Source organism: Bordetella muralis, from assembly GCF_965139205.1.
GTDB lineage: Bacteria > Pseudomonadota > Gammaproteobacteria > Burkholderiales > Burkholderiaceae_B > Bordetella_A > Bordetella_A muralis.
The window spans coordinates 147,101-160,004 of the sequence record NZ_CBCSIU010000008.1 but is presented as its reverse complement, the minus strand read 5'-3'; the positions used below and the strand labels follow the sequence as shown (position 1 = coordinate 160,004).

The following is a 12,904-nucleotide window of genomic DNA, read 5'->3' as shown; positions in this document are numbered from 1 at the left end:
TCCGCCACTCGCGATGACCCTGGGCTGATCCAGCCCGCTTCGCGGCCCCTACCCTGATGCCATTAAGGCTGCCCTGACACTGAGGTGTCAGCGGATGGCTGGGGCCTGTTCGTTGTTCGACAGGTGAATAAATAATGACTTCTAAATCTTTCACATGGACGGGTTTCGCCGCCATGTCCACGTTCGTGCTGCTATGGGGCAGCGCGGCTATCTTCACCCGCTGGGGACTGGACCACGGTTCCGTACTTGCTATGCTGATCCTGCGCTTCAGCCTGGCGCTCGGTGCCCTCTTGCTGATCGGTTTGCCAAACCGCCGGTGGTTGCCCAGGCCCGGGACACGGTGGCAGATTGCAGGAACGGGATTGCTACTGATCGGTGGCTATTCGGTCTGCTATTTCCAGGCGATGGCAAATGGCATCACCCCTGGACTATTGGCGACGCTACTCGGTATACAGCCGATCCTGACCCTGCTGATGACCGAACGGCGTTTCTCCACCTGGCGGCTGCTCGGCCTCTCGCTCTCATTGGCAGGCCTGACGCTAGTGGTATATCAAAGTCTGGTCCTGACAAAACTGTCCGGGCTCGGCATGGGGTACGCGCTGGCTGCACTGTTATGCATGACCTTCGGAGCCATGCTGCAAAAACGCATTCAGCAAGCGCCCACCGAAGTGCTACCTTTGCAGTATGCCGTAACCTTGCTGTTGTGCCTGGGCCTCACCCCACTGCAGCCCGTTCATGTAGAGCTCAACCTGGGATTTTTGATTCCCTTGTTGTGGCTGGGGCTGGGAATCTCGGTCGGGGCGCAATTGCTGCTCTACCGGCTGATACGCAACGGCAACTTGGTCAACGTCACTAGTTTGTTCTATCTGGTGCCAGTGATCACGGTGTTTCTTGATTATCTGATCCTGGGTAACGCGATGCCTGCGCTGGCCATGGCGGGTATGGTGGCAATCCTGGCTGGGTTGGTCCTCGTGTTCAGGGTGCCCGCGTCGGTCGATCATTAAGGAGGCGTGTTTTCGCCAACGGCTCGCGCACGTGGTAGTCCGGCACCATGCGCATGCTCGGCTCGCCGGGCACCTGCACATAACGGCTAAAGCCATCTGGCGCCAAATCGCCCACGTCCATCAGAGCCAGCGCATTGCCCTGCGTGTCCCGCAGCGCAATGCGCAGATGAGGCGGCGACAAACCATAGGGTTGTCCCGCGACGGGCGTCAATTGGCGCTCGCTGCGCAGTTGCGAAAACAGCTTGACGAAGCCGGCCACGTCGAAATCCGTGGCCGAAGGACTGCGCCAGCCGCCTGGTTCGCGATCCATGGTGATCTGCGCTTGCGGGGTCGACAGTATCACCTGCGCTACATCGGCGGCATCCCAGTCGTACAAGCGTGCTGGCTTGCCGCGCTCGTCATGCAGATGGCTGTGTCCGTCGTGGTGCTCTGGCCCCTCGCGCAGTTCATTCCATTGCCATATCGACAGAGCCACACCCGCCAACAGCACCGCCAGCCAGGATCGCGTGGCCGTCATCGGCGCCTCCACCACATCATCAAGCCGATCAACAGCGCCAGCGCCGGCAAGGCCACGGTGCTGGTCCAAAACACCGTTTGCATCTGGCGGTTGGTCAGTTCTACACGCCCCTGCTCATAATGCCGAGGCCGGATATCCAGCAGTGGGTCCGCGCCGGCCAGCAACGTCACCGCGTTGACGAACAGCGCTCCGTTGCCCAGCGCTGCGAAGTGCTGGTTGGTGGCAAAATCGCTGTCGCCTGCGACCAGCAACATGGGCCGCCCGGCGCTCTCCTCTGGGCCGGCCTTGCCGGTGGCCAGGGCCAACAACGTCAAGCGCTGCGCCTCACGCCCAGGCAGCCGCGCCTCTGGCGATGTCTGTGCCAAGGGGGTGACCGCGACTCCCGGCGGCAGGCTCTCTCCCGCCGGCTCGAGGGCGGCGGCACCGGGGAAAAAGCTCAACGGCAGGCCGCGCGTCAACTTGTGACGGGTGTAGTCGCTGACCGCTGGACTGCCTGGGTCATTGCGGTAGTGGCTGCCCGAATCGGTTATTCCTCCAACTGCCTGCGCCACGCCGAAATCCGCCAGCAAATCGCCCAAACCGTGAGCGCTGTCGGGTTCCAGCAGCACCAGGCTCTTGCCGCCACCTGCGGTCCAGTCGCGCAACGCGCCCAGGTCCTCAGCGCCGAACGGCGCACGCGGCCCTGCCACGACAACCACGGCGCAATGCGGCAGCGCTTGCGCCAAGCCTCCCGCATTCACGCCCACGGTAGCGAAACCCAAGGTGCGCAAGGCATTACGCGCCAGTGCCAGGCCATTGCGTTCATGCACTTCGACGCGTGCCACCAGGTTTTCGTCGTGATCGTGGTCTTCCAGGTCGTCCAGCGAGCTCAGGCTGTTCAACGTGGCCTCGCCATGTCCCTGGGTAAAGCAGATCGTCTGCGACCCGTTCTGGCTGATGCGGATCAAGCCGTTGGTAAAGTCGGTTTCCGTTCCACCGTTGATCGTGGTGCGCCGCTCGCCGGATTCCAGCACCGCGCTACCCGCGAACTGGATGCCGGCCGCGCGCGCTTGCGCGGGCCGCAACGCGGGGTCCACCCCGGTTACCTGGATCAATGGGTTGGCGCGCTCGTATTGGCGCAACAGATGCAGGGCATCCACCATGCCCTTGTTGCGCAGGTCATAGAACCAAGTCACCGTTATAGGCTGGCGGATGGCGCGCGCCGCCTCCAGGCTTTCCTCAGACAGGCTGTACACCCGTTGCGCGGTCAGGTCCAGCCGGCCCAGGCTGCGCGTCGCCCAGAGGTTCAGCGCCAGCAATACCGCGCCCGTCGCCACGACCGGCAGCCACAACAGCCAGCGCCGTCCGACGCGCCGCATGCCAGACGCGCGGCTCATCGCAGCCTCCAGCGTTTCAGGTTTACCGCGGCCACCATCAAGGCCAGCAAGGCCAAGCTGAGCAGCATGACGGTGGCCGGCCCAGGCAGCACCCCGCGGATGAAATCCACATGCTGGGCCGACAGCGACAAAGCCTGGAACAGCGGCGACAACGCCGGCAGCGCATCCAGCGCGGCGGGATAATCGATAAACCACAGCAGGACCAGGATGCCCCAGGTGGCGCTGGCCGCCACGATCTGGTTCGAACAGACGCTGGACACGGCAATGCCTATGGACAGGAACAGCGCGCCATACAGGAACACGCCGATATAGCCGCCCACGATGGGGCCATAATCCGGCTGCCCGTACCACGCCAACGGCAACACGGCCACCATGGTGCCCGCCAGCATCAACGCCAGCATCGTCAGCCCGGCTGCGAACTTGGCGGCGACCAGCGTTGCATCCGACAACGGCAGGGTCAGCAGCAGTTCCAGCGTCCCCTGACGGGCCTCCTCGGCGAATGCCCGCATGCTGACCAGCGGCATGACCAGAATCAGCAAGATCGTCATGTTGTGAAACGAGGTCACCATCTGTCCCGTGCTCACAAAAAACAGATTGAAGCTGAACAGATAACCCGCCAGCGCCCAGAACACCGCCACTACCGCCAGGGCGACCGGCGCTCCGAAATCCGTGCGCAGTTCTTTCCGGTACAACGCGCCAAACCCGCTCATGCACGCCTCCGGATCTCTGTGTCGTCATTGGGCGCCAAGGCTGCCAGCAATCGCGTCTCTACCGCATCATGCGCGCCGAGCACCGCCCGCAGGCGAGCCATACCGAGCACCGTCCGCAGCACCGCGTCGCAGGCTTGCTCTGCCTCGGCATCGTCCCAGACGATCTGCCAATCGCTCAGCCCTTCGGCAAGCAGGGTGACTTGCGCCCGCGGCGCCCCCGGGCAAGTGGCCAAGGCCTGATGCAGCTTGGCGTGCAGAGCATCTGGCAGATCCAGCCTCAGTTTCAGCAGTGGCTGCGTGCCGCCCAGCGGTGCGTCCTCTATCAGATGGCCATTGCGCAGAATCACCATGCGAGTGCACAGCGCCTCGACTTCCTGCATCAAGTGGCTGCTGAACACCACGGCCCGCCCCTCGGCGCAACGCCGTATCATGGCGCGCGCCTCGACGATCTGCAACGGATCCAGGCCATTGGTAGCCTCGTCCAGCAGCAGTACTGGCGGATCGTTCAACACCGCCTGTGCCAGGCCCACCCGCTGGCGCTGCCCTTTGGACAAACGGCCGATGGGCGTGCCTGCCAATCCCTGCAAATCGAAACCGTCGAGCGATCGTTCGATTGCCCGGCGACGCCCGATGCGGTCGCCAGGCATCTTGACGCCCGCTACGAACGCCAAGTATTGGCTCACCGTCAGCGTGTCATACAGCGGGACACGCTCAGGCAGGTAACCGATATCAGTATTGCCGCGCCCTGCGGCCGGCGTGCGGCCGCAGACCGTCACGCGGCCGCTGTCGGGCGCATAGTAGCCCGCCATCAGCCGCAATGTCGTGGTCTTGCCGCTGCCGTTCGGTCCCAACAGCCCGACGATCTCGCCCTTGCCCACGGCCAGCGAGATCCCGTGCAGCACCTGCCGGGATCCGAACGACTTGGTAACGCCCTCGAGCGCGACCGCCGCTGACATGCGCGCCTCAGTCAAAGACTTTGGTCTTGGCGTTCTGCGCATGCTGCTGCGCGTCGTGGCTATACCAGAGCTGGCCCTGATTGGCGTCGCGTATCTGTTTGAGCCGGTCGATGGCCCGCATCGAGTCGTTGGTATTCCAGGTGATTCCCGGAATCACACCCGCCTCGTTCTCGCCCGTGTAGATGGCGTCGGCAGCCAGCAACACCATACCGGTGTTTTTCAGCTTGACCTGCAGCGACTGGTGTCCCTGCGTATGTCCCTTGGTGTCCAGCAACACGATGGAACCATCGCCGAACAAGTCGAAATCGCCTTCAACCTGGATGAAGTCGTAGTCGCGCGTCGTGTCGAAGTCTTTCATGACATAGGCGGCGCGCTGGAATTTTTCGGGCCACCAGGCCGCGCGCAGTTCCGCCTTTTGAACCACGTGTCTGGCGTTGGGGAACATCTTGATATTGCCGGCGTGGTCCAGGTGGAAGTGCGAGTACACCACGTATTTCACGTCGCTCACATCAAAACCGGCAGCCTTGAGCTGGCGATCGATGACTTCGTCGCGCCCCTGGATCGAATTGAACGCGCCGCACAGGCCCTGCCCCCAGTAATTGGCGCAGTTGCCATCGGCGGTCGCTTGGTTCATGCCGGTATCGAACAGCACCAGGCCTCGTGGATGCTGAATCACATAAGCCGGCACGGGAATTTTGATTTTGGTGCCGACGTCGACCATGGCAGTCATGAAACCCTTGTCGAGTTCGATCTTGCCGACGGACAACTGCATCAGCTTGATGTCCGGTGTCTCTGTCGCCTGCGCAGCAGCGCCCGCCGAGATGGCCAGCGCGGCCATCAGCCCTTTCCAACCCTTCCTCATCATCGTCTCCTCGTTGGTACTGCAAGAACGTTGGTTTTATAAAAGGCCGGGCTCCAAGTTCCGCGGCCAGCAAAAACGCTCCCGGTGTGTCCCGGGTGAATTGGTAGGAACAAGCATCGCAGACTGGCGATGAATGCAAGGGTTTCCCCTAGCCAGCGCCGGCGTACAACGAACAAGATAAAGATGAATCGCACTCTGCCCCAGCTGCAATCGGGCTGTCAAATTATGTTTGGTTAAGTGCGCCTTCGGCGGCGTGAAAGACGAACGTCGGTTTGCGGATCGAACTATTGCCCAATCGGACCGTAGCAGGTGACGTCGATCGGCACCGCATCGCGTTGGTTCTCATGGCGCCCCTTCGGAAAAGCGCAATCCGATGATTCCGATGAACGCCAATCCCAAGAAGAAAACTCGAGGCCAGTTCATCTCGTCCTGAAATACCAACACACCCACAAGAACCAGTCCAATCGTTCCGATACCTGTCCAGATAGCGTAAGCCATTCCGACAGGTAACGAACGCAAGGCCAATGCCAGTAAATAGATGCTGCTCAGCCCGGCTATGACCGCGATGGCGCTCGGTCCCAGCTTGGTCCAACCTGCATTCAACTTGAGACAGAGGCCCATCACAATCTCCAGAGCTGCAGCAAGAAACAAATAAGTCCACGCCATGGCCTCAGCTTCCACTAGCACACAGCCGGTCGGGTGGCTCGGGAAACAGCGTTGGTGGCCAACAGCCCCGCTTGCACGGCTGGCCGCGCGGCGATCTTATCGAGCCACCGCCGGACATGCGGGTAAGGCGTGATGTCCAGCTTCAATTCCTGCCAGGTTCTCAACCAAGAGAACGCTGCAATATCGGCAATGCTGTAGTTGTTCGAGGCGATGAAGGCAGATTCACTGAGACGTGTATCCGTGACTTGGTAAAGACGAAGCGATTGCCGCTGGTACCGCTGTATTGCCTCGGTGTTGCCCGTTTTTGACGCGTGCAAGAACCACCATAGCTGCCCCAGCATCGGCCCGATACCGCCAACCTGGAAATGCAGCCATTGCTGCACGGCAATATTCTCTGCCTCCGTCGTGGGCAGCAAGCAGCCGGTCTTCGATGAAAGATAAGAAAGTATGGCGCCTGACTCGAAAACTGCGAGACCAGCCTTTCGATCAACGATGGCTGGAATCTTGCCGTTCGGGTTGATCTTCAGGAAATCCGGTCGATGTTGATCGCCGCGCTCAAGATCCAGGTCAAACTGCTCATAAGGAAGTCCGGCTTCCTTGAGAAAGATGCTGACCTTCTGCCCATTGGGGGTGTCGGCCGTATAGAACGCCAGATCGCTGGGGTGTGTCATGTCTGTCCTTTTTTACGATTGCAATTACAATAATTGCATTTGCAATCGTAAGGCACGATATCGAGTCGCGCAAGAAGCCCCTCAACAAAGGTAAACCATGACTCTCGAGCATCTACGTCCGGCTGCAGCCACGCAGCAAACCCGGCTGGTCGCAGCTATTTGTCTTGAAAAACTCACTGCGGAAAATGTGGGGCACGCCTGCCTCGCCGCCTCTCCCTACCGCGCCATCCAAGCCTTCGCCCGGACCCTGGAGCGAGACGTAATGACCGAGGGCAAGGTTTGGGTCGTAAATGCCTCGCAAGGGACGTCGGCTCCAGGAGTTCAACCCACCCGCGACGCTGGGACGGGAACGCGCAACATCAGCGCCTGGCCTCTTTGGTTTCGAGACGGGCCTGGCCGCTTCGAGGTGCCGTTGCTGTATCTATTGCGATCCGAATCCGTAGCCGGACTGCGCGCTGCGATATTCGAGGCTGCTGAACATGGCATCCTGTGCAACGACGCCGAGGCAACCTCGTCACGGTGGCCCAAGAGCGTGCAACCTGCCGTTCCGCTCTGGCTTGCCAGTAGCTTGAACTGCATCCCTTACGATCCAGCGTCCGGCCAAGAAACGCTCGCTATTCTGCGTTCCGCCCTACAGACGCTGTACATAGATAACGAGCCGGGATGCTTCTATATGGCCCTGCATGCTGACGACAGTGAAGTGCCAATATCCGCTCAAACCGATGTGCAGGATGCGTACAAGGGGATGTATCGGATCAACGCTGCATCCAGATCGCGTTCCCCAGCTATCCGGTTGCTGGGCGCCGGCAAGGCCTTGGGGACGGTGATCCGGGCGGCCGGTCTTCTCCAAACAGACTGGAACATCCCAAGCGAGGTGTGGAGCTGCCCGAGCTATACGCGCCTGGCACGGGAAGGATACGCGGTGGAGCACTGGAACACGCTCCATCCTCTATCACCGAAGAAGACGCCCTATATCCAGGCTTGCCTGGGGTCTGAGCAATCGCCTGTTCTCGCCGTCACCGGATATGAACGACATATTGCCAGCCAAATCGGCGGCTTTGTCTGCGCTCGATTTGTCGCGATGGGAGCCGACTCTGACCGTGGTGTGAGCAGATCTCCCACGGCTCAGTGGATCGTGGCCACTGCGCTTAAAACGCTCGGCGATGAAGGTACCTTATCGATGCGGCATGCGGAGCAAGCATTGAAGCGATATGCACTGATCTGAAACCTGGCGGCTCTGACGCACTCGCGGCACATTGAATTACTGACCGCGGGCCATGGCGGCAGCTCGGTCCAGACCGTTGGCGAATTTTGCTTGCTCATCCGCGCTGAACTGATTCAGAAAAAGCTCTGCAACGGTGCTTTCGTACACCTTCCACATTTTCTTGCGCAGCGCGCGCCCTTCCTTTGTGATGCTGGCATATGCGGCGCGGCCGTCCTCCGGCGAGCGCGTACGCGTGACCAATCCCTCTTGTTCCAGGCGATCTACCAGCCGTGTCAGGTTGTAGCGTTCTATCGCCAGTGCGTCGGCCAGCTCGTGCATCCGCCGAGTGCCTTGCGGGCCGCTTTCCAGTCCCCACAGTACGTCGTACCAGGCGTAGGCTGGCAACCCGGACGCTGCCAGGCGGCGCTCTACCTCACGGATCATCAAGCGATGGGTACGCACAAACGAAAACCACAGATCCGTTCCGTCCTTCATAGCAGGCTCCTTCATTTTTTTAGTTGCATTTGCAATTGTAGCTGACTTAGAATCTCGGCGAACACGATTGCATTTGCAATTCATAGGCTATCAATCGATGTCTGCGCCACACCAGACTGGCCGGCGCCGGCATCGCTTTAACACGTTGTTTTTTTGGAGGCCCAATATGAATCCCGCCCTCGCCTTGGTCGACGTCGACCCGCTGGAAACTCAAGAATGGCTGCAAGCGCTGGAGGCTGTAGAGGCAGTCGAGGGCCGCTCCCGCACGCATTATCTGATCGACCAGCTCACTGAATTCGATGCATCCAGACATGGCGACCTGCATGAGCGTGTCACCAGTCCCTACGTCAATACCATCCCGAAAGACCGGCAACCTGCCTATCCTGGCGACCTCGACATCGAGCGTCAATTGAACGCCTACATCCGCTGGAATGCAATGGTCATGGTGCTGCGCGCCGGCAAGCATTCCAATGTCGGCGGACACATCGCCACGTACCAGTCGGCCGCCGTGCTCTACGACGTGGGTTTCAATCACTTTTTCCGAGGCCGCACCGAGACTTTCGGCGGCGATATGGTTTACATACAGGGACATTCCGCACCGGGCATCTATGCACGCGCCTACCTGGAAGGACGCATCAACGAAGAACAACTGGACAATTTCCGACGGGAGGCCGGGCGCGACGGCCTATCCTCGTATCCCCACCCGCGCCTGATGCCGGATTTCTGGCAATTCCCCACGGTGTCGATGGGTTTGGGGCCGCTGACCGCTGCCTACCAGGCGAGATTCATGCGGTATCTCGAATACCGCGGGCTGCTGGAGCATCAAGGTCGCAAAGTGTGGGCCTTTCTGGGTGACGGCGAGATGGACCAGCCCGAATCGCTGGCAGCTATCTCGGTCGCCGGGCGGGAACGGCTCGACAACCTGATCTTTGTCGTCAACTGCAATCTGCAACGTTTGGACGGCCCCGTACGAGGCAACAGCAAGATTGTTCAAGAACTCGAAGGCACCTTCCGGGCAGCGGGCTGGAACGTCGTCAAGGTGTTGTGGGGCAGCGGCTGGGACGATCTGCTCAAACGCGATACCAGCGGGCTGCTGCGTCAACGCATGATGGAATGCGTTGACGGTGAGTACCAGACGTTTAAATCTCAGAACGGCGCCTATGTGCGCGAGCATTTCTTCGGCAAGTATCCGCAGCTGCTGGAGTTGGTCGCGCACCTGTCGGACGATGACATCTGGGCGTTGACCCGTGGGGGCCATGATCCGGAGAAAGTACACGCCGCCTACACACAGGCCGTCAGCACCAAAGGCCGTCCGACCGTCGTTCTGGTCAAAACGGTCAAAGGCTTCGGGATGGGCGAGGCCGGCGAAGGCCAGAACGTCAACCATCAGCTGAAGAAGATGAGCGCTGACGCCGTGCGCGCGTTCCGCGATCGATTCTCACTGCCGGTGCCCGATGACCAGCTCGAGGATATGCCCTATCTGAAGCCTGCGCCCGACAGCGAGGAAGCCCGCTATTTCGCGCGACGCCGGGCCGCGCTCGGCGGTCATGTCCCGGCGCGTCACAGCCAGGTTGCCCCTTTGCAGGTCCCGCCGCTCAACGCTTTCGCGACACAATTGAAAGATAGCGGCGAGCGCGGTGTGTCGACCACCATGTCGTTCGTGCGCATCCTGACTACGCTGCTTAAAGACCCTCATCTGGGCAAACTCGTCGTTCCCATCGTGCCCGACGAATCGCGCACCTTCGGCATGGAGGGTCTGTTTCGCCAGATCGGTATCCACTCGTACGTGGGCCAACTCTATACCCCGCAAGATGCCGGCCAATTGAGCTACTACAAGGAGGCCAAGGACGGTCAAATCCTGCAAGAGGGCATTAATGAATCCGGTGCGATTGCGTCATGGATCGCCGCGGGAACGGCCTACAGCAATCATGGCCTAGCGGCCATCCCGTTTTATATCTTCTATTCCATGTTCGGCCTGCAACGCGTAGGGGATTTGGCGTGGGCGGCGGGCGACGCGCGCACGCGGGGGTTCCTGCTGGGCGCCACATCGGGCCGCACTACGCTCATGGGAGAAGGCCTGCAGCACGATGATGGCCATAGCCACGTACTGTCATCGGTGATACCGAATTGCGTGTCGTATGACCCTACCTTTGCCTACGAACTGGCAGTCATCATCCAGGACGGTTTGCGCCGCATGTATGCGGAACAGGAGGATATTTACTACTACATCACCCTGCTCAACGAAAACTATCCGAACCCCGCCCTGCCGCCAGGCAGCGAGGCCGGCATTCTCAGGGGGCTTTACCTGTTGCGCGACGGCGAAAAGCAGGATCCTGCGGCAGAGCCCGCCGGCAAACCACATGTACAACTGATGGGCAGCGGCGCGATCCTGCGCGAAGTCATTGCAGCGAGTGAACTGCTGGAACAGGACTTTGGTATTTCCAGCAATGTCTGGAGCGCGACGAGCCTGACTGAACTGCGCCGTAATGGCATGGCCGCTGAGCGTTGGAATATGCTGCATCCGGAAGACGAGCCGCGCGTTCCGTATGTTCAGCAGTGTCTGCAAGACCGTACTGGTCCTGTCGTGGTCGCAACCGACTATATGAAGATCGTCGGCGACCAGATCCGCCCGTTCATCAAGGATCGCGGCTTCATCAGCCTCGGCACGGACGGCTTCGGCCGCTCGGATACCCGCGAGTCACTGCGTGCTTTTTTCGAGGTGGATCGAACCTTCATCGCCCTGGCCGCCATCAAGGCATGCGTTGACGAGGGACGGCTGCCCCGTGCAAAGATCCGTGAGGCCATGCTACGGTATGGTATCGATGCCGAGAAAATCGATCCCGCGGCCGTCTAATACCGAACGGTGACGGTCCATTTGCCGGCAACCAAAGAGGTGCCGCCTGATCTGCGGCGCCTGGATTGCCGGCGGCTTGATGCTTTGCCTCTGTGCTTGTCTCATTATGCGAGGCCATTATGTCAGATAGCAGCTATCCATCGTCTTCTGCACAGCCGGTATCCCGCCCCATCGCAGCAACCATCGCAGCCGTATTTCATGATGAAAAAATCCTGCTGGTGCGCCGGGCCAATCCTCCCGACGCCGGGAGCTGGGGTTTCCCCGGCGGAAAAATCAAAATCGGCGAAACCATCAAAAACGCCGCCGTTCGCGAACTGCTGGAAGAGACCGGTGTCCGCGCCGAAGCGCACCGCGTCTTCACGGCTGTCGATGTGTTCGGCCGTGACGACAAAGGCGAGCTTCGTCAGCATTTCGTCTTGATTGCTGTGCTCTGCAAGTGGCAATCGGGGATACCGGTCGCCGGAGACGACGCGCTCGAAGCCAGGTGGTTCACTTTGGAAGCGTTGAATGAATGCAAGCTGGCGATGAGCCTTAACGTTGTAGAAGTAGCGCGCCAGGCGGCCGCTGTGTTTGCGCAGGAGATTGCTTGAGCAAGTACAGCGACATGGGCCGTTGTACCCCGGCACAGGAAGGCCATATGACCGCCGTTTACGTGTTAACCAGCGTGTGCCGCGTCCCAACTGGGTGCCATCTTTCGTATCGATGTCACCAGCAAATCTAACAATACCAACGTGGCCGCAGAAGGTTGGCGATTCGCTGCACGAACGACATAGAGCGCGTTACCCACGCCGCTCACCTCGTGACGGTCGAGAACCTGCACCAATGCGCCTTGCCTGATGGCGTCTCTGACAGCGTAGCGTGGCAGCAGGGCCACGCCTAAGCCCGCCGTTGCGGCATTGAACAGAAATTGATAGTCCCCCGATTGGATGAAGGGCTCGCACTGTATTAATTCATGTGCCGCGGCCCTTTGTGACGAAAACTCCAATCTGTGTGGAATATTCAACGGCGCGATCAACTTCGCGTGCTTGATACTTCTCGGTTCTTCCAACGGGTGAACAAGCGAACGTAGATAAGCCGGGGTGCAAAACAACCCCCATTGAATGTCGCATACATGGGTAGCGACGTGGTCCTCCAACGGCGCAGATGTGATGTGAATCGCCAGATCGACCTTTGATGCGACCAGATCGTGAATCTGATCGTTGATGACCAAGCGCAGATTTAATTCCGGGTGAGTTTTGCAAAACTCCAGAATCAAGGGCTTGATATAAAAATGCCCGAGCCCCGTCGGAATACGCATACGGATCTCTCCACTGACGGTTTGGTGGATTTGATCAATCTTCAGTTGAGCACTCCTGAGCTCGTTTAACGCGTGCAGACAATGCTCATAGAGAATGCGGCCGGCCTGTGTGAGTTCCATATACCGGGTCGTTCGACGCAACAATTGCGCGCCATACTCTTTTTCCAGCATGCCTAGGCGTCGGGAAACATTCGATCGAGTCACTCCCGACCGGCTAGCCGCATCGGTGAGATTCTTTGATTCTGCAATCGCAACAAATAACCGAACCAGATTCAAATCCATCGTCGTTCCC

13 protein-coding genes are annotated in these 12,904 nt (G+C 59.8%); 4 read left to right on the top strand and 9 right to left on the bottom strand.

All coding sequences use genetic code 11. The features are described from left to right. The first annotated feature begins 134 nt into the window (after positions 1–134). On the top strand, positions 135–1,004 hold the full coding sequence (locus ACNA0I_RS13930) for a DMT family transporter (RefSeq protein WP_415806598.1): 870 nt from the start codon (positions 135–137) through the stop codon (positions 1,002–1,004). Here the strand turns inward: ACNA0I_RS13930 and ACNA0I_RS13925 are convergent. From ACNA0I_RS13925 to ACNA0I_RS13895, 7 genes are all read right to left on the bottom strand, one after another. Next, positions 976–1,521 (bottom strand): electron transporter SenC, encoded by a 546-nt coding sequence (locus tag ACNA0I_RS13925; protein ID WP_415806597.1) that lies wholly within the window; start codon positions 1,519–1,521, stop codon positions 976–978. The two genes, ACNA0I_RS13930 and ACNA0I_RS13925, sit on opposite strands and share 29 nt — an antisense overlap. Then, positions 1,518–2,897, bottom strand: a complete 1,380-nt coding sequence (locus ACNA0I_RS13920; RefSeq protein ID WP_415806596.1) for a GldG family protein — start codon at positions 2,895–2,897, stop codon at positions 1,518–1,520. The genes ACNA0I_RS13925 and ACNA0I_RS13920 overlap by 4 nt, the downstream gene beginning before the upstream one ends. Next, positions 2,894–3,607, bottom strand: coding sequence for an ABC transporter permease (locus tag ACNA0I_RS13915; RefSeq protein ID WP_415806595.1), 714 nt, complete (start codon positions 3,605–3,607; stop codon positions 2,894–2,896). The genes ACNA0I_RS13920 and ACNA0I_RS13915 overlap by 4 nt, the downstream gene beginning before the upstream one ends. Continuing rightward, positions 3,604–4,563, bottom strand: coding sequence for an ABC transporter ATP-binding protein (locus tag ACNA0I_RS13910; RefSeq protein ID WP_415806594.1), 960 nt, complete (start codon positions 4,561–4,563; stop codon positions 3,604–3,606). Before ACNA0I_RS13910 ends, ACNA0I_RS13915 begins: the two co-directional genes overlap by 4 nt. Positions 4,564–4,570: 7 nt before the next feature. Further along, positions 4,571–5,425, bottom strand: coding sequence for an N-acyl homoserine lactonase family protein (locus tag ACNA0I_RS13905; RefSeq protein ID WP_415806593.1), 855 nt, complete (start codon positions 5,423–5,425; stop codon positions 4,571–4,573). Between the two features lie 342 nt (positions 5,426–5,767). Beyond that, complete coding sequence (locus tag ACNA0I_RS13900; protein WP_415806592.1) at positions 5,768–6,091, bottom strand: DMT family transporter; 324 nt, start codon at positions 6,089–6,091, stop codon at positions 5,768–5,770. Positions 6,092–6,105: 14 nt separating this feature from the next. Next, positions 6,106–6,762 carry a glutathione S-transferase family protein gene (locus ACNA0I_RS13895; RefSeq protein WP_415806591.1) on the bottom strand — a complete coding sequence of 219 codons (657 nt, stop codon included), beginning with the start codon at positions 6,760–6,762 and terminating at the stop codon, positions 6,106–6,108. Positions 6,763–6,859: 97 nt separating this feature from the next. Between ACNA0I_RS13895 and ACNA0I_RS13890 the strand changes: the two genes are divergently transcribed. Beyond that, the gene (locus ACNA0I_RS13890) at positions 6,860–7,987 is read left to right on the top strand and encodes a transketolase-like TK C-terminal-containing protein (protein WP_415806590.1); all 1,128 of its coding nucleotides are present in this window, start codon (positions 6,860–6,862) and stop codon (positions 7,985–7,987) included. 36 nt (positions 7,988–8,023) lie between these two features. Here the strand turns inward: ACNA0I_RS13890 and ACNA0I_RS13885 are convergent, their stop codons facing one another. Next, positions 8,024–8,461, bottom strand: a complete 438-nt coding sequence (locus ACNA0I_RS13885; protein ID WP_415806589.1) for a MarR family winged helix-turn-helix transcriptional regulator — start codon at positions 8,459–8,461, stop codon at positions 8,024–8,026. Positions 8,462–8,627: 166 nt separating this feature from the next. On the opposite strand from ACNA0I_RS13885, the gene aceE reads away from it, so the two are divergent. Together aceE and ACNA0I_RS13875 are read left to right on the top strand one after the other, a co-directional pair. Next, entirely contained in the window at positions 8,628–11,315 is a 2,688-nt protein-coding gene (aceE, locus tag ACNA0I_RS13880; protein ID WP_415806588.1) for a pyruvate dehydrogenase (acetyl-transferring), homodimeric type, read from the top strand. 119 nt (positions 11,316–11,434) lie between these two features. After that, on the top strand, positions 11,435–11,905 hold the full coding sequence (locus ACNA0I_RS13875) for an NUDIX hydrolase (RefSeq protein WP_415806587.1): 471 nt from the start codon (positions 11,435–11,437) through the stop codon (positions 11,903–11,905). 65 nt (positions 11,906–11,970) lie between these two features. On the opposite strand, the gene ACNA0I_RS13870 is transcribed toward ACNA0I_RS13875, so the two are convergent. Then, positions 11,971–12,894: a LysR family transcriptional regulator gene (locus ACNA0I_RS13870; protein WP_415806586.1), complete on the bottom strand. Its 924-nt coding sequence runs from the start codon at positions 12,892–12,894 to the stop codon at positions 11,971–11,973. Positions 12,895–12,904: the final 10 nt, after the last annotated feature.

Coding starts and splice junctions, on each gene's coding strand:
- ACNA0I_RS13885 (WP_415806589.1), bottom strand. CDS start 8,461: ATGAAGGACGGAACGGATCTGTGGTTTTCGTTTGTGCGTACCCATCGC.
- aceE (WP_415806588.1), top strand. CDS start 8,628: ATGAATCCCGCCCTCGCCTTGGTCGACGTCGACCCGCTGGAAACTCAA.
- ACNA0I_RS13895 (WP_415806591.1), bottom strand. CDS start 6,762: ATGACACACCCCAGCGATCTGGCGTTCTATACGGCCGACACCCCCAAT.
- ACNA0I_RS13930 (WP_415806598.1), top strand. CDS start 135: ATGACTTCTAAATCTTTCACATGGACGGGTTTCGCCGCCATGTCCACG.
- ACNA0I_RS13890 (WP_415806590.1), top strand. CDS start 6,860: ATGACTCTCGAGCATCTACGTCCGGCTGCAGCCACGCAGCAAACCCGG.
- ACNA0I_RS13915 (WP_415806595.1), bottom strand. CDS start 3,607: ATGAGCGGGTTTGGCGCGTTGTACCGGAAAGAACTGCGCACGGATTTC.
- ACNA0I_RS13920 (WP_415806596.1), bottom strand. CDS start 2,897: ATGAGCCGCGCGTCTGGCATGCGGCGCGTCGGACGGCGCTGGCTGTTG.
- ACNA0I_RS13900 (WP_415806592.1), bottom strand. CDS start 6,091: ATGGCGTGGACTTATTTGTTTCTTGCTGCAGCTCTGGAGATTGTGATG.
- ACNA0I_RS13925 (WP_415806597.1), bottom strand. CDS start 1,521: ATGACGGCCACGCGATCCTGGCTGGCGGTGCTGTTGGCGGGTGTGGCT.
- ACNA0I_RS13870 (WP_415806586.1), bottom strand. CDS start 12,894: ATGGATTTGAATCTGGTTCGGTTATTTGTTGCGATTGCAGAATCAAAG.
- ACNA0I_RS13910 (WP_415806594.1), bottom strand. CDS start 4,563: ATGTCAGCGGCGGTCGCGCTCGAGGGCGTTACCAAGTCGTTCGGATCC.
- ACNA0I_RS13875 (WP_415806587.1), top strand. CDS start 11,435: ATGTCAGATAGCAGCTATCCATCGTCTTCTGCACAGCCGGTATCCCGC.
- ACNA0I_RS13905 (WP_415806593.1), bottom strand. CDS start 5,425: ATGAGGAAGGGTTGGAAAGGGCTGATGGCCGCGCTGGCCATCTCGGCG.